This window comes from Janthinobacterium lividum, assembly GCF_034424625.1.
Lineage (GTDB): Bacteria > Pseudomonadota > Gammaproteobacteria > Burkholderiales > Burkholderiaceae_D > Janthinobacterium > Janthinobacterium lividum.
In genome coordinates this window covers 3,057,873-3,074,174 of the sequence record NZ_CP139976.1, presented here as the reverse complement: position 1 = coordinate 3,074,174, position 16,302 = coordinate 3,057,873, and the positions used below count along the sequence as shown (strand labels likewise).

Genomic DNA, 16,302 nt, shown 5'->3' with positions numbered 1-16,302 from the left:
TGCCCGCTGTGCGAAAATGCCCGCCTCTGCCATTGCCGGATTCCGCCCATGCCGCACGCTGTCCTCGCTACCCTTGCCACCCTTTCCGGGCGCGACGCGCGCCGCATCGCGCGCCATGCGCCGGCGGCCGACGCCGCCCGCTTCCTGCATCCGGCCCAGCAAGCCTTGCTGCACCGGCGCGGCTGGCTGACGATGCTGGCGCCGCGCAGCGCGGGCGGCGCCGAGCTGCCCTTGCCGCAAGTGGTGCGCCTGGAAGAAGCCGTGGCTGCCATCGATGGCAGCATGGGCTGGGTGCTGACCCTGTGCGCGGGCGCCGGCTGGTTCGCAGGCTTTCTGGCGCCCGACATGGCGCGCGCCATCATCGGCACGCCCCGGGTCTGCCTGGGCGGCAGCGGCGCTGCCACCGGTGATGCGGAAGAAGAAGGCGACGGCTACCGCATCTCGGGCAGCTGGGACTACGCCAGCGGCGCGCCGATGGCCACCCACTTCACCCTGAACGCCAGGCTGCAGCGCGATGGCCAGCCCCTGCTCGATGCGGATGGCAAGCCGCGCATCCGCGCCTTCCTCGTGCCCGCCGCGCTGGTGCAACTGGTGCCCTCGTGGAACAGCATCGGCATGCGCGCCAGCGCCTCGCACAGCTACCGCATCGATGGCCAGTGGCTCAGCAAGGAACATGGCTTTGCGATCAGTCCCGACACCGCGACGGCCGACGGCCCCCTGTACCGCTACCCGTTTTACTCGCTGGCCTACGTGACCCTGGCCGCCAACGTGGCCGGCATGGCCGCGCATTTCATGCAGCTGGCAGAGGAATGCATGCGCCACCGCCGCCATGCGCGCGCCGGCTTGCCGCTGCTGGACGTGCCGGAAGTAGCCGCATTCCTGCAAGGCAAGCAAGACGCCTGCGCTGCCGCCCGAGCCCGTTTTTACGCCGTGCTGGACAGCAGCTGGGCGCAGGTGGCGGGCGGCGCGGCCCTCGACGCGGACGGCATGCAGGCCGTGCAGGCCAGTTCGCTGGACCTGGTGGCCGCGTGCCGCGCCGCCGTCGATGGTCTGTACCCTTATTGCGGCCTGTACGCGGCCCGCGAAGACAGCGCCATCAACCGCGTGTGGCGCGATTTCCATACGGCCAGCCAGCATTCCTTACTGCTGCCCTGACGGCCGCAGCTTCAACGGTTCGACAATCGTCAGCACCACCAGGAAGGTCAGGCAAGAAATGGCCGCCATGAAGCCGAAGACATAATCCCAGCCGTAGTGGTCGAGCAGCATGCCGACGATCCACGGCGTGGCGGCGCCGCCCAGCTGGCCGCCCATGTTCACGACCGCATTGGCAACGGGGAATTTTTCCTTCGATACGAATTGCATCGGATACACCATGTAGGCGGAAAAACCTATGCTCAGCAGCACGCCCGTGAGGAACAGCAGCGCGCCGTATTGCAGCGGGTCGGCTGGCGCATGGATGAGCAAATACATCATGACGGCCGTCGACAGGGCGGAAATGAGCATGCCGGGTTTCCTGCGCTTGTCGAGCACGCGGTCGGCCAGCAAGCCGCCGAGGATGTTGCCGAAGACGGCGCCTACCCACGGTGCGGCCGCCACCATGCCCATGTTCATGATGGAAAACTGCTTTACCGTCAGCAAATACGTGGGGATCCAGGCCAGCAGCACGCTGGAAATGCCCAGCTGACAGCAATAGCCGAGCGCGCAACCGAGGATATTCCACGAAGCAAACACGCCACGGCTGGTGCTGACGATGGGCACCGCGCGCACGCGGATCAGCCTGTCGAGCCAGGGCATAGACCGCGACGTGGCCGCCGCGCCGGTGCTGCTGCCATCAAGCGCCTTTTCTTCGATGACGGCCAGTTCTTCGGCATTGACGAAGCGGCTCTCCAACGGCTTGTTGGTCACCAGGAAATACCAGAAGATGGCCAGGATTACGCCGGGCACGGAAAACCAGATGAACACTTCGCGCCAGCCCCAGGCGGCGATGATGGCAGCACCGAGGATCGGCGTGATGACGGGGCCGAACTTGACGGCGGACAAGAACAGACCCGACGCCGTGCCCTTCTCGCGCGAAGGAAACCAGTGATTGATAGTGGTCGTCACGCCGATCGGCAATGGTCCTTCGGCCAGGCCCAGGCCGATGCGGCACAGTTTTAATGACAGCAAGGAGCCCACGAGCCCCGTCAGTCCCGTGGCAATCGACGTGAGGATCATGGAAATCGTAAACACCTTGCGCACGCCAAACTTCGACAGCAGCCAGGCGGAAGGCAGTTGCGCCAGCGCATAGGCGACGAGGAACAGGCTGACGAGGCCGCCCGCGTCGGTATTACTCATTTCAAATTCCTTGCGCAAGAACGGCAAGACCACGCCCAGGTTGGCGCGGTCGGCGGCGGCAATCGTGTAAACGATGAAAAACAGGGCCGCAACGACCCAGCGGTAGCGCGTGGGACGCGATGCGACGGGCGCCGCAGCCGAGGCGGTGATGGTGGTATGCATGGGGTGTCTCCTGGTTTTTATAGTGGTGTTCGCGTATCAGCCCAGCTGCAGCCGGCGCAGCGTCTCGTCCAGGCCCAGCAGTTCGACGGTCGTGGCGCCGTCTCGGATCTGCTGGCGGAATTGCGCTTCCTTCTCTTCGCGCTGGCGGCTTTTCAGCAGCACGTCGTCCACCTCGTGGCGCCGCACCACCACCACGCCATCCTGGTCGCCGACGATGATGTCGCCGGGATCGATGCCAACGTCGCCGATGGTGATGGTCACGTTGAGGCGCCCCGGCTGGTGCTTGCCCGTGCCCTTGATCGACAGGCCCCTGCTAAAGACGGGAAAGCCGGCCTGTGTCATGGCGGCCGCGTCGCGCACGGCGCCGTGGATCACCAGGCCGGCCAGGCCGATCCGCTGCGCTTGCTCGGTAAACACGTCGCCCCACACGCCCGCTTCCATGAAACCCTTGGCGTCGACCACCAGCACGTCGCCGGGCCGGGCCTTGAGCATGGCGTAGTGCAGCATCAGGTTATCGGCCGGCCGCGTATCGACGGTCAGGGCGGGGCCGGCCAGGCGCATGCCGGGCGCAATCGGCTTGATGCCGCTGTCGAGCGCGCCTTTCGCGCCCTGCGCTTCATAGATGGTGGCCGCGCCCAGCTGGCGCAGGGCGTGCAGGGTGGCAATGGAAACAGTCTGATCCATGGTGTGCTTTCAGGTAAGTGGGGAAGATGACTTGCTTCAGGCGGCGGGCACGGGCTTGCGCTGCAAGGTGTGATAGCCGAACTGGCGCCGCGCGTCGCGCAGGGACATGCCGTCCAGCGCGGCGGCGACGATGGCGTGTTCGACCGCCTGCATGGCCAGGGCGCGCTGGAACACCGCATGTGCCCTGCCCGCCGGCACGATGACGACGCCATCCTGGTCGGCCACGACGATGTCACCTGGCGCCACGCGCACGCCGGCCAGGCTGACGGGGGCGCCGACGGCGTCCACCTGTACCCGGTCCTTGCCGGTGCGCATGAAATGTCCCAGCGCAAACAGCGGGTAGCCGGCGGTGTCCGCTTCCGCCGTGTCGCGGCACACGCCATCGATGACCGTGCCCGCCACGCTGCGGTGCGCCGCCAGCTGGCTCATGATGCCGCCCCACACAGTGCAATCGCCGCGGCCGGTGTTATCGAGCACGGCAATGGCGCCAGCAGGAATATCGTCGAGGTAATCGCCCACCGTGCCGGGGCACTGGCTGTCGATGGGGGCGAAACGCACGGTGAAGGCGGGGCCGAACAGGCGCTGCGGTCCGGCCACGGGAACGATGCCGGGCACGCTGCCGGGCAAGCCGAAATAGTCGAGCGCGTCCGACACTTCCGCGCTGCTCAAGCCCCGCGCCTGCGTGAATACACTGTCTTCCATGAAACGTCTCCAGATCTTGTTGTCGTGGAACTCAGTTTCATATAAAGTGTTTTCAATATCAAACATCGATTATTGACTCTTAAATCAATAAAAATGAACTTAAGACAGTTGCGGTATTTTTGCGAGGTGGTGGAAGCGGGCAGCGCCGCGCACGCGGCCGAGCGCCTGCACGTGGCGCCGACGGCCATCAGCATGCAGCTGGGGCAGCTGGAAACCCACCTGGGCGGCGAGCTGTTCGACCGTTCGCGCCGACCCATGGAGCCGACGCCGCTGGGCCGGTTTTTCTATCCGCGCGCCAAGGAGCTGCTGCAGCAGACGGCGCGCCTGGACGACGAGGCCAAGGGGCTGGCGACGGGCAGCCACGGCTGGCTGGGCATCGCATTTACTCGCTCGGCCACATTTTCCGTGCTGCCGCGGGCCATCCGGCAATTTCGCGCCGCCTATCCCCAAGTGCAGCTGGACCTGGTCGAGGCGCTGTCCGAATACCAGCCGGCGCAGCTGCGCCAGGGGCGCATCGATATTGGCCTGTCGCGCTTCATCGGTCCCTGCGAAGCGCCGCCCGACCTGTGTCACGCGGTCACACTGGACGACCCGCTGGTGGCCGCCCTGCCCCTGCACCATCGACTGGCGGGACGGACATCGCTGCGCGCAGCCGAACTGGCGGACATTCCCTTCATCCTGTATCCGAAAGATCCGATCAGCCCGTTTGGCCAGCAGATTGTCGCCGCGCTGAAGGCGGCGGGCGCCGAGCCGGCCGTGGCGTATTCAGCCGTGGAAATCTACACCGCCCTGTCGCTGGTGGCCGCCGGCCTGGGCGCCACTCTTGTGGCCCGCTCGATCGCGGAAAACAACCGCACCGATGTGGTCTTCTTGCCCGTGGACGATATCGCCACCAGCACCACGGTGGTGGCCGTTACGCGGGCCGATGAAAAAAGCCGCCTGGTGGCGGCTTTCCTGGAGATCCTGGCGCCCGGCGGGCAGCCCTGACTATCTGAGGTAGCTGTCATCCGCCACCTGCTCCAGCCACGTCACCGCCGTGCCATCTTGCGCCTCCGCAATCGCAACATGCTGCATGGCGGACGTGGCCGTGGCGCCATGCCAGTGCTTGACGCCGGGCGGTATCCACGCCACGTCACCGACCGCCAGCGCCTGCAGCGGGCCCTGCCAGTGCTGCACCCAGCCACTGCCTTGCGTGACGATCAGGGTCTGACCCAATGGATGCGTATGCCAGGCCGTGCGGGCGCCGGGCGCAAAGGTGACGATGCCGCCGCCCACGCGGGCCGGAGACGGCCGCTGGAACATGGCGTCAACTTCGACCGTGCCCGTGAAATAGGCGGCGTCGCCCGTGATGGTGGGCATGGCGGCGGCGCGCGTGACGGTGACGGCGGCGTGCGTGGCAGCGGCCTCGGCAGACGCGGAGGCAGAAACGGCCCCGGCGGGCAGGCAAAGCGGCAAGAGTGCCGCGGCGTATCGATGCATGTGCGTTTTCCTTTCTTGCCGGTAAGATCGGCTCCCGGAATGGGCGTGCCGCCGGGCAGCCGGCTTCGCCTGTCCTGGCCATACAAGCTTAACAGCGCTGGCCCGCGCTGATTAGCGGCGCAAAGCCACTAGGACCTATAAGCTGGGCTGATGAATGGACCGATGCGCGGCCGATGCGCAACTTGTTTCGCAGGAAAGGCAGGCGGACGCCATGCAGGCCGCATTGCCTGATAATATGCAGACATTGCTACTTCTCGCTTCCCTACCCATGCACGTCAACACGCTCAGCAGCCTGGCGCAACTTTTGGCCAGCGCCGAAACGGAAACCCTGGCCTTTCCCACCAGCATCAATACGGCCTTACTCCTGCAAAAGGAACTGGCCAACCCGGATTGCCACTCGGCCGATATCAGCCGGCTGCTGCTGTGCGAACCGACCTTGTCGGCGCGCGCCGTGGCGCTGGCCAATTCGGCCCTGTTCTCGCCCGGCCATACGCCCGCCATCACCAGCGTGCGCGCCGCCGTCGAGCGGCTGGGACACCGTAACCTGTATTCGCTGGCGACGGCGGCCGTCATCCGCCAGCTGAACGCGGGCATCCGCGACGACGCCTTGCGCGCCCGCGCCACCCAGTTGTGGGCGCACACCGTGCACGTGGCGGCGCTGGCGCATGGGCTGGCCAGCGCCGTCACGCATACGGATGCCGATACGGCGCTGTTTGCCGGCATCGTGCATGAAGTGGCCGGCTTTTATTTACTGGCCCAGGCCGACAAGACCCCGGGCCTGTACGCCCACCTGGAAACGCAGATGGCGTCCGCCCTGGAAGTGATCGGCCGCGCGCTGATGCGCCAGCTGGGCGTGCCGCAGCCGGTGGCCGATGCCGTCAATACCTTGCCCGGCTCGACCATCATGCTGCCGCCCGAGGGCTTGCGCGACACCCTGCTGCTGGCCAAGGCGCTGGCACCCGTTCCTTCGCCACTGCCGCAGGCCGGCATCACCGTCAGCGCGCAGCTGCAAGCCTACCTGGAACACGATCCCGTGCTGCAGGCGCTGCGCACGCAGCCGTCGGCCGAAGCAAAGGGCCTGATCGAGGTGCTGCTCAGCTGATGGCCGATCTGCTATGATGGCGCAGGCCGGGATGGACCCGGTCCGCTTTCATTGATGTCCACTGGAAAACTGCCTTGACTACCTCCTTACGCATGCTCGGCCTGGCCGCAGCTCTGACCATGGCGTGCAACGCCAACGCCGACAGCTTCGTTTCCTCGGCCTCCAGCGCCGGCTCCCAGTCGAGCGGCAGCATTTCCGACTCGCTCAACGGTTCGAGCAACAGCTCCTCGCGCGACAACAAGGTGGCCAATGGCCCCTACCGCATCATTGACGTGGCCGCCGTGCCGGGCCGCGACGGCATGACGCGCCTGACCATGCAGGCCGACGCCACGGCAACGCCGCTGGTGCTGGACTTGCCGCAAGCGGCGCTCGACAAGCAGCAGCTGGCGCAGGGCGACGTGGTGCATGCGCAAAACCGCGCCTACGGCATTGAATTCTCGCGCAACGACACGCGCGCCGCCTTCTTCCTCGTGCTGGCCGACGACTGGTACGGCGAAATGGCCACGCGTCCCGTCAGCCTTTGATTCGTTTTATCCCGCGCCGCCCGGCGCTGATGCTGGGCGTTTGCGCCATCTTCAGCATGGGCGCCGCCCAGGCGGGCACCTCGCTCGCCTCCTCGCGTTTTTGCGACCGCGCACAGGAACTCACGGCCACGGAACAGGATCGCCTGTTGCGCTTTGCCGCCGTCGTGCGCGAGGAACTGGCCGCCAGCGAAGGCAGCGTGGCCCTGATCAGCCGCTCCGGCCTGGACCTGGCCCGCTTCGGCATCCGCTATTCGCATGCGGCACTGGCCTGGCGCCACGACAACGACAGCGGCTGGTCCGCGCGCCAGCTGTACTACGCCTGCGACGAGGGCCGCCCGCGCATCTTCGACCAGGGCACGGCCGGTTTCGCCATGGGCACGGAAAACCCGGCGCTGGGCTACATCTCGCTCGTGAAACTGCCGGCCGAAACCGTGCCGCACCTGCGCCGCGCCCTGCTCGACCCCGTGCGCGTGCAGCAGTTGCTGGCGGGCCGCTACAGCGCCAACGCGTATGCCTTCAGCCTGAAATACCAGAATTGCAATCAGTGGGTGGTGGAATTGCTGGCCTCGGCCTGGGGTGAGCTGGCCGCCGGCAGCGACTTGCGCGCGCGCGCCCAGGACTGGCTGCGCGCCGCGCCCTATGCGCCCGCCCCCGTGGACGTGGGTGCGCGCTGGCTGATGCTCGGCTCGATCTTCGTGCCCCTCGTGCACATGGACGACCACCCGCCGGAAGCCATCGGCACGATGCAGCTGGAAACGAGCCTGCCGGCCAGTCTGGAAGCATTCGCGCGCCAGCGCCTGCCCGCCAGCGAGCGCGTGGAAATCTGCCACGACGGCAAGCGGGTGGTGGTGCATCGGGGCTGGGAACCGATCGCCGACGGCTGCGTGCCCGGCGCAAACGACCGGGTCATCGCCCTCGACGATACCTAGCGCAGCATTCCCCAGGCAGACTAAGCGGCCAGGGCCGCTTCGACGTGATCCAGCAGGCGCGCTGATTCGAGCCCCTGCCCCATCTGGCGGGCCACCTCGCCGCACGCCAGCTTGACCTCGGGCGCGGCGAGCAGGCGCGCCAGCTGCCGCTGCATGCTCCCCGCCGACAGGCGCCTGGCCAGCAAGACATCCCCCACACCGAGCCGTTTGGCGCGCCAACCATTGTCGAACTGGTCGTACGCGAACGGCACGATCAGTTGCGGGATACCAGCGCGGAAGGCGTCCGCGCTGGTGCCGATGCCGCCATGGTGCACCACGGCCGCCACGCGCGGCAATAGCGCCGCAAACGGTGCGTGCGCCTGCCACATGACGCTGGCCGGCATGCGCTGCGGCAGTTGCGCCGCATGGGGCGTGAGGAACAGGCCGCGCCGTCCCAGCCGCCGCAAGACTGCGAGGGCGATGCTGAAATAGCGCTGCGCGTGCTGGTGCCCGGTACCGGGCGTAAACACGATGGGCGGCTCGCCCTCGTCCAGAAAACGTTCCAGCTCCGGTGGCAGCGCTGCAGCGCCATGCATGGCGGCGCCGGTGAAATCGGCTTGCGCGAAGTGCGGCGGCCAGTCCGCCTGCGGGGCGGCGAACCACGCGGGAAACAAGCCGAGCGACGCGTCCGGCGCGGCCAGCATGTGTGCAAAAAAAATGCGCTTCCGGCGGCAAGCCGTGCTGCGCGCGCGCCGTTCAGGCCAGGCAGCATGACCGGATCGATCATGCCGCGGTGGATCATGCGCCACAGTGCCTGGCGCCAGGCCAGCGGCACCCAGGCGGGAATGCGCAAGGAGCCGGCTGTCAGGAAATCATGGCTGCTGCACAGGTTCGATGGCGCCAGATACGCCGCGACGATGCGCAAGTCCGGCCGCGCGGAGCGCGCCAGGGCCGCCATCGGCACGAGGATGGGATGGCACAGCACCACGCAAGCCTCATCGGCCGGCAAGCCTTGCACGACGTCGCGCACGGCGCCCAGGTGCGGCACGAGGCCATTCCACACCACACCCCAGCCCTTGCGCTCATCCCACAGGCCGGGGTCGCCCAGCATGGCCTGGCCCTCTTCCTCGCTGCCGAAGGTGCGATATGGCAGCCGCGAGGCTTGCGCGGCCGCTTCCTGCCAGCCCGGCACCAGCAGCAGCACGCGCCGCCCCCGTTGCTGCAAACCCTGCGCCAGTGCGATAAACGGCTGCATGTCGCCGCCGGTGCCGCTGCTGGCGACGATGACGAGCGGCGTGGTGGCGACCTGGCCCGCCAGCAGATCAGCTCGGGGCAGCATCGAGCGCCTCGCCGATCGCATAGAAGCGCCCGCCGGCGATGTAGTGCAGGCTGCGCCAGGATGGATCGGCCTGTTCGAAATGCCAGTGCCCGTCGCGGAACACGCGCGTGTCGGCCCAGGCGCCCACCACCTCGCCGATGAACAGGTCATACGCAGTCTGGTTGTGCGCTTCGGGGATCAAACGGCAGGCCAGCCAGGCGGAACAGCCAGCCACAAACGGCACATCAACGCCGTCCATGTGAAACAGCTGCACGCCAGCGCGCGCCAGTTTATCGGGCTGCGCATCGAGGCTGTGCGTGCCGACGGCGTGGGTCAGTTGCAACTGCGCCGCCGTCGGCACCTGGATGACAAACGTGCCGCTGCCTTCGACCAGCGCGCGCGTGCGCGTTGCCTTGTCCAGCACCACGGTCAGTTTCGGCGGCGCGAAATCGAGGGCGCAGGCCCAGGCGGCGGCCATTACGTTATCGATGCCGCCATGGCGGGCCGAAACGAGGATGGACGGGCCGTGATTGAGCAGGCGGTAGGCTTTTTCCAGCGGCACCGGGGCGATATGGTGGTCAGCGGCTTCCATCAACGCCCCCGGCGCGCGGCAGCGGCAAAACCATATCCCACTGGTCGAGGCCGGGTCCGATGCCATCCGGCGTCACCTTCACGGCCACGAAGCCGAAGCGCGCATAAAAACCCTGCGTGTGCTGGCTGGTATTCATGGTCACACTGGTCAGCTGCGGCATGGCGCTGATCGCATCGAGGCGCGCCTGCGTCAGTGCCTGGCCCAGCCCCAGGCCGTGCAGATCCTGCGCCACCATGCCCCAGGACAGGCTGGCGGTCATGCCGTCCGCCTCGATGGCGTGGCCGCCGCAGGCGACGATGCGCGCGTTACCATCGATGACGCGCTCGATGACAAGATAGGGCTGCGCCGCTGCATCGATCCAGGCGGCAAAGCGGACGCGCTCCGAAGGGTCGAAAAAGCGCGGCGTATTGCCGTCGAAGAGGGCCAGGCAGGCGTCGCGGTCGCTGGCCTGGTAAACACGTACTGTCTGCATTGTCTGTACTCGCAAGTAGATGAACGAGAATTATACGGGGGCGCGTTCACAAAAGGTGCTCGGACGTCACCATGTGCACGCCCGGCGCGGCGACAATCGCCGCTTCCAGCAAGGCGCTGGCGATGCGCGGCGCGGGATTGATGCGCCAGCGGCGCGGCAGCACCGGAGCCAGCACGCGCAGGATGCGCAAGGCGGCGCCCTCGCCCGCCCGCGCCTCATCGCGTTCGCCGCCGATCAGGCCCGGCCGCACGTGCGTGAGCGATCTGAAACCCAGCACTTCCAGGTCGCGTTCCAGCTCGCCCTTGACGCGGTTGTAGAAGAAACGCGAGGCCGCGTCGGCGCCGGCGGCGGAATTGAGCGCATACGTGGGCGTACCGGCCGCCAGCGCCAGACGCGCCGCAGCCAGCGGATAGTCATGGTCGACCCGCCGGAACGCCTGCCGCGTGCCCGCCACCTTCATGGTCGTGCCCAGGGTACAGATGACGGCGTCCGCCTGCCACCAGGGCGCATCCGTCGGCAAGCGGTCGAAATCGACAAGGGGCGCGTCCAGCTTGGGATGCGCCGGCAAGGCTTTGCGCACGGGCGCGACGATGGCCGTGACGCGCGCATCACTCAGCGCCAGGCGCAGCACTTCGCGGCCCACCAGGCCAGTGGCACCTATCAGTATCAGTTTCATTGCTTCTCCCCGCATGCTGGACGCCACACGATACAGCATCGGGCGCCCAGCCAGTGCATCAGGCGCCCGCGTGCGTGTGATAGATCTTGCTGACGATGGTCCACTCGCCCTGCACCTTGAGCAAATTGAAAAAGTCGGTAAAGCGGAAACCCGAGATATCGTCCGTATCGACGCGCGCGCTGGCCGCCGTGCCCACGATGTCGACGCGCACGATGGCCGCCTTCGCCTGCGGCGATGGCCGGAAGGCGCTGTCGATGATCTCGAACAGGCCTTCGATGGGCCCGCCCGTCAGTTTATCGCCGCCATCGACGCCGAAAATGGTGGCCTGGCTGCTGAAAGCCGGACGCATGATGCTGCTGTCGGCCTGTGCGCCGCCCGCATTGTATTGATTCAGCACGGCGACAATCGCCTGGTAATCCTGCACATACGTGGTGTTGTTCATGTTGCGCTCCTTGGGTGGGTAAAAAAGAAATCAGAACTGGCTGGCGGGCCAGTCGGTGTAGCCGTTGGCGCCACCGCCGTAATACGCCTCGCGCGGCGCCACGGCCAGCGCCACGCCATGGCGCAGTCGCGCCACCAGATCCGGGTTGGCGATGAAGGGACGGCCAAACGCCACCGCATCGACCTTGCCTTGCGCGCGGCGCGCCTGCGCCAGCGGCAGGTCATAGTGGTTGTTGCCGATGTAGGGGCCGTTGAACAGCGCCCGCAGCGCATCGAGGTCGACGCCATCGGGCACATCGCGCGAGGTGGCCGTGGCGCCCTCGACGAAGTGCAGGTACGCCAGTCCATGCCGGTTCAACTGTTCGATCAGGTAGCCATAGGTGGCCATCACGTCGCTGTCGACCGGCGTGTTGCCCGCGTCGGGCGTGACGGGAGACAGGCGGATGCCGACCCGCGCCGCGCCCCACACGTTCACCACGGCGTGCGTTACTTCGAGCGTCAGCCGCGCGCGGTTTTCGATGCTGCCGCCATAAGCGTCCGTGCGCCGGTTGGTCGAGTCCCGCAAGAACTGGTCGAGCAGGTAGCTGTTGGCCGAATGCACTTCGACGCCATCGAAACCGGCGCGCAGCGCGCATGCGGCCGCATGCGCATACTGCGCGACGACCCCGGCGATTTCCCCCGTTGCCAGCGCGCGCGGCATGGACACGGGCTGCATGCCGCTGGCGGTGTAGGTGCTGCCCTCGGCCCGGATGGCCGATGGCGCGACGGGCGCGGCGCCATCGGGCTGCAGGCTGGCATGCGAAAACCGTCCCACATGCCACAGCTGGCAAACGATCTTGCCGCCGGCCGCATGCACGGCATCGGTGACCAGCTTCCAGCCGGCCACCTGCTCGTCCGTCCATATCCCCGGTGTCAGAGCATAGCCGCGGCCCTGGGCCGAAATATTCGTCGCTTCGCTGATGATCAGGCCGGCGCTGGCGCGCTGGGCGTAATACTCGGCGTGCAAGGCGTTCGGCACGCCATCGTCGCCCATGCGGCTGCGCGTGAGCGGCGCCATGACGATGCGGTTGGCCAGGGCCAGCGCGCCCAGATCGACCGGGGAAAATAAATCGCTTTCATGCTGTTCGGTCATCGTATTGCTTTCATGTTAAGTCAGAAAAAAACCGGAAATAACTGACCGGTCGTCTAGTTAATAGTCAAAAAAACGGCTACGACAGCAGCCGTTGCGTGGTCGCCATGGCAGCGTCGAACGGTCCGCCGCTCCTGGCCACCTTGACCATCAGGGACGCGCCCAGCCACAACTGGTAAAGGGATTCGGCCAGCACGCGCGGCGGCGCCGGCGTCGTCGCCGCCGCCAAGGAACCGTCGAGATGGCCCGCTTCCACGCACTGCGTCAGGCGGTCCAGGATGGCGCCCGTACCGTGCTGCAGCACGACGCCCATGTCCACGGACAAGTCGCACACTTCAGCGCCCAGCTTGACCACCAGGCACTTGCCTTCCGGCGCGCTGCTGGCCTGCGTCGCGCGCCAGTAGTCAAAATAGGCCAGCAAACGCTCGCGGGCATTGCCAGGCCCCGCCAGCAAGGCGTCGACCGTCTGCAGATAGGTGGTGAAATAGTCATCGAGCAAGGCTTGGCCAAACTCTTCCTTCGACTTGAAGTAATAGTAGAAGGAACCCTTCGGCACGCCGGCCGCCGCCACCAGTTCGGCCAGGCCCACGGCCGTATAGCCCTTCTCGGCCATCAAAGCCTTGGCGATGTCGATCAGGTGCTGGCGCATGTCGGCGGAAGATTTTTTGCTCATGCAGCCAGTATAGCAAAAAATCTGACCGGTCGTCTAGTAAACTATCTTCCCCTCTGACATCACCCCAGGCGCAGCGCCAGCGCGGCCAGGGTCACCAGCAGCACGGGCACGGTCAGCACGATGCCGACGCGGAAATAGTATCCCCAGGAAATGTGGATGTTCTTGCTGTCGAGCACATGCAACCACAGCAAGGTGGCCAGGCTGCCGATAGGCGTGATCTTCGGGCCCAGGTCGCTGCCGATGACGTTCGCGTAGATCATCGCCTCGCGCACGGCCCCCTGCGCCGTCGTCGGGTCGATGGCCAGCGCGCCGACGAGCACCGTCGGCAGATTGTTCATCACGGACGACAGCAAGGCCGTCAGCACGCCCGTGCCCATGGCCGCGCCCCACACGCCGTACTGCGCAAAGTGGTTCAGCATGTCCGTCAGGTAAGCCGTCAAACCCGCATTGCGCAAGCCGTACACGACCAGGTACATGCCCAGCGAAAAGACGACGATGTGCCACGGCGCATGGCGCAGCACGTGGCGCGTGGAAATCACGTGGCCCTTGCCGGCCACGCCCAGTAACAGCGCGGCGCCCACGGCGGCGATCAGGCTGATGGGCACTCCCAGGTGTTCTTGCGAGAAGAATCCCACCAGCAGCAGCGCCAGCACCAGCCAGCCGGCGCGGAAGGTGCCCAGGTCGCGGATGGCGGCGTCCGGGCGCTTCAGCTGCGCCACTGCATAGTCGCGGGGAATATCCCGGTGAAAAAAGAGCAGCAAGGCCCCCAGGGTGGCGGCCACGGCGACGACGTTGACGGGCACCATCACGGACGCATATTCGGCAAAGCCGATCTTGAAGAAATCGGCCGAGACGATGTTCACCAGGTTCGACACCACCAGCGGCAGGCTGGCCGTGTCGGCGATGAAACCGGCCGCCATCACGTAGGCCAGCGTGGCCTTGGCGGAAAACTTCAGCGCCCGCAGCATGGCGATGACGATGGGCGTCAGGATCAGCGCGGCGCCGTCATTGGCGAACACGGCGGAAACGAGCGCGCCCAGCAAGACCAGCAGCACGAACAGTTTTCGTCCGCTGCCCCCGCCCCAGCGCGCCACGTGTAGCGCGGCCCATTCGAAGAAGCCGGCCGCGTCCAGCAGCAGGCTGATGATGATCACGGCGATGAAGGTGCCGGTGGCGTTCCACACGATATGCCAGACGACGGGGATGTCGCCCCAGTGGATCACGCCGGCCAGCAAGGCGACACAGGCGCCGATGACGGCGCTCCAGCCGATGCCCAGGCCGCGCGGCTGCCAGATGACGAGGATTAAGGTGGCGAAAAAGATCAGGAAAGCGGTGAGCATGCGGTGAGGTTCCGTTCGATGCGGCGTCGCGGGCACCATGCGCCGCAGCCTGCGTATGTCAACAATATTTCCATAATACTGGAATTATTGAATCAAAGCAAAGCTGCGGCGCATTTTCTTACTTGAGCGCGATGGCGATATCCACCAGTCCCACCGTGCCGTTGCCGATGACGGACGCCGCCGGAGTGGCCGCGCCGCCGCTCAGCACTGCCGCGCCTGTCGCCAGGTCGATGCGGTACAGGGAGCTCGGACCCGTGGCGGCAGTGCGCAGGGCCGCCAGCGCCAGGCCGTTGGCGCCGCCCGCGATATCGAAGCCCACGTCGCCCGCCGCAGCCACGCCCAGCAGCCCCACATTGACGAGGGTACCGTCATTTGGCGGATTTTGCAGGGCGAGACTGGCGCTGGCTGTGTCGATATCGAACAGCATGGTGGCCGTCGTGCCGGCAAAGCTGTTGCTGTAGGCCGCCGCCGTGACCACCGGCGTCGCGCCTGCCCGGTTGACGGCGCCATCGGTGGTGGTGGCGCCCGTGTCGACATTGATGCGCAAGCTTTGCCCCGTGCTGCCGATCACGCGCAGACGGTCGGCGACGGGATTGAAATCGACGCCAAAGGCTGTGCCGGCGATGGCCGTGTAGGGCGCGCTGGCGTCCGCCGCATCGGCGGCCAGCGTCGCCTTGACCGTGGCCGCGCCAGTGGCCGGATCGATGGTGACGATGCGCCCCGCCGAGGAGATGCCGTACAGCAGGCCATCCTTGGGACGGATGTCAAAACCCAGCAGGCGTTCGCCCGCCGCCAGGCCCGTGACGGCTACGTTGGCGTCCAGCGTGTTCGGCGTGGCCGTCTTGAAGGTGACGATACGGGCGTCGTCCGTCAAGCCATAGGAGATGGGCGCGGCCGGCGCTTTCAAGGCGATGCCGCGCAATTCTTCCGTCACGCCGATGGCCGCCACCAGGGCCGCCGGGGCGGTGGTCGCCGCCAGGTTCAGGGTGTACAGGTTGCGCACGCCGGCCACCGTCATGACGGCGTAGCCCGTATTCGTGCGCGCATCGATGTCGAAACCGGCCACGCCGGTGGCCGCCACGCCCAGCGGCACGGCACTGGCCAGGGTGCCGTTGTTGGGCGGATTTTGCGTGTACAGGGTGGCGTTGGCAGCGTCGATGACAAATAAAGTGGTACTGGCCGTGCCGGCGAAGCTGTTGGTATAGGCGGCGGCCGTGATGGCGGTGCTGGCCACGCCGCCGTTGATGCTGCCATCCGTCGTGGTCGCGCCCGTATCGACATTGATGCGCAGGCTTTGCCCCGTGTTGCTGACGATGCGCAGGCGGTCGGCCACCGGATTGAAATCGACGCCGAATTCCGTGCCGGCCAGCGCCGTGTACGGCGCCGTGGTGTCGCCCGCATCGGCCGACAAGGTGGCTTTCACGGTGGCGGCGCCCGTCACGCCATTCAGGGTGTAGATGCGCCCCGTGCTGCCGACGCCATACAGCTGGCCATCGGCGGGACGGACATCGATGCCCAGCAGGTTTTCGCCGGCCTGCAAGCCCGTCACGGTGGCCGTGGTGCGGATGGTGGCTGGCGTGGCGCGGTCGAACGACAGCAGCTTGTTGCTGGCGGTGAGCACGAAGACATCGCCGGCCACCACCACGGGCGGCGGTGGCGTGACGACGACATCATCATGGTCATCGCCGCCGCAAGCGGCGAGCGACATGGCGACGGCGGAAACAAGCAGCAGCTTGGCAAATGGCAAGGTCGGTAATATCGGCATG

At 66.7% G+C, this 16,302-nt stretch carries 19 protein-coding genes; 5 read left to right on the top strand and 14 right to left on the bottom strand.

Going from position 1 to position 16,302, the window contains the following annotated elements:
- Nucleotides 1–48 precede the first annotated feature (48 nt).
- Nucleotides 49–1,155 (top strand): acyl-CoA dehydrogenase family protein, encoded by a 1,107-nt coding sequence (locus tag U0004_RS13980; protein WP_070256464.1) that lies wholly within the window; start codon nucleotides 49–51, stop codon nucleotides 1,153–1,155.
- Here the strand turns inward: U0004_RS13980 and U0004_RS13975 are convergent.
- Genes U0004_RS13975 through U0004_RS13965 form a run of 3 tightly spaced genes read right to left on the bottom strand, consistent with a single transcriptional unit; the run spans nucleotide 1,141 to nucleotide 3,882 of the window.
- On the bottom strand, nucleotides 1,141–2,496 hold the full coding sequence (locus U0004_RS13975) for an MFS transporter (protein WP_070256466.1): 1,356 nt from the start codon (nucleotides 2,494–2,496) through the stop codon (nucleotides 1,141–1,143). The two genes, U0004_RS13980 and U0004_RS13975, sit on opposite strands and share 15 nt — an antisense overlap.
- 36 nt (nucleotides 2,497–2,532) lie before the next feature.
- Nucleotides 2,533–3,180: a 4-carboxy-4-hydroxy-2-oxoadipate aldolase/oxaloacetate decarboxylase gene (locus U0004_RS13970; protein WP_070256467.1), complete on the bottom strand. Its 648-nt coding sequence runs from the start codon at nucleotides 3,178–3,180 to the stop codon at nucleotides 2,533–2,535.
- A gap of 36 nt (nucleotides 3,181–3,216) precedes the next feature.
- Complete coding sequence (locus U0004_RS13965) at nucleotides 3,217–3,882, bottom strand: RraA family protein (protein WP_070256469.1); 666 nt, start codon at nucleotides 3,880–3,882, stop codon at nucleotides 3,217–3,219.
- Nucleotides 3,883–3,975: 93 nt separating this feature from the next.
- Here U0004_RS13965 and U0004_RS13960 point away from each other — a divergent pair, with 93 nt between their 5' ends.
- On the top strand, nucleotides 3,976–4,869 hold the full coding sequence (locus U0004_RS13960; RefSeq protein WP_070256471.1) for a LysR family transcriptional regulator: 894 nt from the start codon (nucleotides 3,976–3,978) through the stop codon (nucleotides 4,867–4,869).
- Here U0004_RS13960 and U0004_RS13955 read toward each other — a convergent pair whose 3' ends face one another.
- A complete protein-coding gene (locus U0004_RS13955) occupies nucleotides 4,870–5,361 on the bottom strand; it encodes a (R)-mandelonitrile lyase (protein ID WP_070256473.1) in 492 nt (163 codons plus the stop codon). It lies immediately after the preceding gene.
- 235 nt (nucleotides 5,362–5,596) lie between these two features.
- On the opposite strand from U0004_RS13955, the gene U0004_RS13950 reads away from it, so the two are divergent.
- The 3 genes from U0004_RS13950 (at nucleotide 5,597) to U0004_RS13940 (ending at nucleotide 7,916) form a co-directional block, all read left to right on the top strand.
- Nucleotides 5,597–6,463, top strand: a complete 867-nt coding sequence (locus tag U0004_RS13950; RefSeq protein WP_167468655.1) for an HDOD domain-containing protein — start codon at nucleotides 5,597–5,599, stop codon at nucleotides 6,461–6,463.
- Nucleotides 6,464–6,555: 92 nt separating this feature from the next.
- Nucleotides 6,556–6,987 (top strand): hypothetical protein, encoded by a 432-nt coding sequence (locus U0004_RS13945; protein WP_034788152.1) that lies wholly within the window; start codon nucleotides 6,556–6,558, stop codon nucleotides 6,985–6,987.
- A gap of 29 nt (nucleotides 6,988–7,016) precedes the next feature.
- On the top strand, nucleotides 7,017–7,916 hold the full coding sequence (locus U0004_RS13940) for a DUF2145 domain-containing protein (RefSeq protein ID WP_070256572.1): 900 nt from the start codon (nucleotides 7,017–7,019) through the stop codon (nucleotides 7,914–7,916).
- 20 nt (nucleotides 7,917–7,936) lie between these two features.
- Here the strand turns inward: U0004_RS13940 and U0004_RS13935 are convergent, their stop codons facing one another.
- From U0004_RS13935 to U0004_RS13890, 10 genes are all read right to left on the bottom strand, one after another.
- Nucleotides 7,937–8,284, bottom strand: coding sequence for a glycosyltransferase (locus U0004_RS13935; RefSeq protein ID WP_167468654.1), 348 nt, complete (start codon nucleotides 8,282–8,284; stop codon nucleotides 7,937–7,939).
- Nucleotides 8,170–9,234, bottom strand: coding sequence for a glycosyltransferase (locus U0004_RS13930; protein WP_167468653.1), 1,065 nt, complete (start codon nucleotides 9,232–9,234; stop codon nucleotides 8,170–8,172). Before U0004_RS13930 ends, U0004_RS13935 begins: the two co-directional genes overlap by 115 nt.
- Nucleotides 9,218–9,805 carry a flavin reductase family protein gene (locus U0004_RS13925; protein WP_070256475.1) on the bottom strand — a complete coding sequence of 196 codons (588 nt, stop codon included), beginning with the start codon at nucleotides 9,803–9,805 and terminating at the stop codon, nucleotides 9,218–9,220. The genes U0004_RS13930 and U0004_RS13925 overlap by 17 nt, the downstream gene beginning before the upstream one ends.
- A complete protein-coding gene (locus U0004_RS13920) occupies nucleotides 9,792–10,277 on the bottom strand; it encodes a GNAT family N-acetyltransferase (RefSeq protein ID WP_070256477.1) in 486 nt (161 codons plus the stop codon). Before U0004_RS13920 ends, U0004_RS13925 begins: the two co-directional genes overlap by 14 nt.
- 46 nt (nucleotides 10,278–10,323) lie before the next feature.
- The gene (locus U0004_RS13915; protein ID WP_070256479.1) at nucleotides 10,324–10,953 is read right to left on the bottom strand and encodes a Rossmann-fold NAD(P)-binding domain-containing protein; all 630 of its coding nucleotides are present in this window, start codon (nucleotides 10,951–10,953) and stop codon (nucleotides 10,324–10,326) included.
- A gap of 58 nt (nucleotides 10,954–11,011) precedes the next feature.
- Complete coding sequence (locus U0004_RS13910; protein ID WP_070256481.1) at nucleotides 11,012–11,395, bottom strand: nuclear transport factor 2 family protein; 384 nt, start codon at nucleotides 11,393–11,395, stop codon at nucleotides 11,012–11,014.
- A gap of 30 nt (nucleotides 11,396–11,425) precedes the next feature.
- On the bottom strand, nucleotides 11,426–12,526 hold the full coding sequence (locus tag U0004_RS13905) for an alkene reductase (protein ID WP_070256483.1): 1,101 nt from the start codon (nucleotides 12,524–12,526) through the stop codon (nucleotides 11,426–11,428).
- 76 nt (nucleotides 12,527–12,602) lie between these two features.
- Complete coding sequence (locus U0004_RS13900; protein ID WP_070256485.1) at nucleotides 12,603–13,196, bottom strand: TetR/AcrR family transcriptional regulator; 594 nt, start codon at nucleotides 13,194–13,196, stop codon at nucleotides 12,603–12,605.
- Nucleotides 13,197–13,255: 59 nt separating this feature from the next.
- Nucleotides 13,256–14,536: an arsenic transporter gene (locus U0004_RS13895; protein WP_070256487.1), complete on the bottom strand. Its 1,281-nt coding sequence runs from the start codon at nucleotides 14,534–14,536 to the stop codon at nucleotides 13,256–13,258.
- 118 nt (nucleotides 14,537–14,654) lie between these two features.
- Nucleotides 14,655–16,301: a DUF4394 domain-containing protein gene (locus tag U0004_RS13890; protein ID WP_070256489.1), complete on the bottom strand. Its 1,647-nt coding sequence runs from the start codon at nucleotides 16,299–16,301 to the stop codon at nucleotides 14,655–14,657.
- Nucleotide 16,302 lies beyond the last annotated feature (1 nt).

Excerpts from the sequence above, each read along its gene's own strand:
- U0004_RS13980 (WP_070256464.1), top strand. The coding sequence starts at position 49 with ATGCCGCACGCTGTCCTCGCTACCCTTGCCACCCTTTCCGGGCGCGAC.
- U0004_RS13975 (WP_070256466.1), bottom strand. The coding sequence starts at position 2,496 with ATGCATACCACCATCACCGCCTCGGCTGCGGCGCCCGTCGCATCGCGT.
- U0004_RS13970 (WP_070256467.1), bottom strand. The coding sequence starts at position 3,180 with ATGGATCAGACTGTTTCCATTGCCACCCTGCACGCCCTGCGCCAGCTG.
- U0004_RS13965 (WP_070256469.1), bottom strand. The coding sequence starts at position 3,882 with ATGGAAGACAGTGTATTCACGCAGGCGCGGGGCTTGAGCAGCGCGGAA.
- U0004_RS13960 (WP_070256471.1), top strand. The coding sequence starts at position 3,976 with ATGAACTTAAGACAGTTGCGGTATTTTTGCGAGGTGGTGGAAGCGGGC.
- U0004_RS13955 (WP_070256473.1), bottom strand. The coding sequence starts at position 5,361 with ATGCATCGATACGCCGCGGCACTCTTGCCGCTTTGCCTGCCCGCCGGG.
- U0004_RS13950 (WP_167468655.1), top strand. The coding sequence starts at position 5,597 with ATGCAGACATTGCTACTTCTCGCTTCCCTACCCATGCACGTCAACACG.
- U0004_RS13945 (WP_034788152.1), top strand. The coding sequence starts at position 6,556 with ATGCTCGGCCTGGCCGCAGCTCTGACCATGGCGTGCAACGCCAACGCC.
- U0004_RS13940 (WP_070256572.1), top strand. The coding sequence starts at position 7,017 with ATGCTGGGCGTTTGCGCCATCTTCAGCATGGGCGCCGCCCAGGCGGGC.
- U0004_RS13935 (WP_167468654.1), bottom strand. The coding sequence starts at position 8,284 with ATGTGGCAGGCGCACGCACCGTTTGCGGCGCTATTGCCGCGCGTGGCG.
- U0004_RS13930 (WP_167468653.1), bottom strand. The coding sequence starts at position 9,234 with ATGCTGCCCCGAGCTGATCTGCTGGCGGGCCAGGTCGCCACCACGCCG.
- U0004_RS13925 (WP_070256475.1), bottom strand. The coding sequence starts at position 9,805 with ATGGAAGCCGCTGACCACCATATCGCCCCGGTGCCGCTGGAAAAAGCC.
- U0004_RS13920 (WP_070256477.1), bottom strand. The coding sequence starts at position 10,277 with ATGCAGACAGTACGTGTTTACCAGGCCAGCGACCGCGACGCCTGCCTG.
- U0004_RS13915 (WP_070256479.1), bottom strand. The coding sequence starts at position 10,953 with ATGAAACTGATACTGATAGGTGCCACTGGCCTGGTGGGCCGCGAAGTG.
- U0004_RS13910 (WP_070256481.1), bottom strand. The coding sequence starts at position 11,395 with ATGAACAACACCACGTATGTGCAGGATTACCAGGCGATTGTCGCCGTG.
- U0004_RS13905 (WP_070256483.1), bottom strand. The coding sequence starts at position 12,526 with ATGACCGAACAGCATGAAAGCGATTTATTTTCCCCGGTCGATCTGGGC.
- U0004_RS13900 (WP_070256485.1), bottom strand. The coding sequence starts at position 13,196 with ATGAGCAAAAAATCTTCCGCCGACATGCGCCAGCACCTGATCGACATC.
- U0004_RS13895 (WP_070256487.1), bottom strand. The coding sequence starts at position 14,536 with ATGCTCACCGCTTTCCTGATCTTTTTCGCCACCTTAATCCTCGTCATC.
- U0004_RS13890 (WP_070256489.1), bottom strand. The coding sequence starts at position 16,301 with ATGCCGATATTACCGACCTTGCCATTTGCCAAGCTGCTGCTTGTTTCC.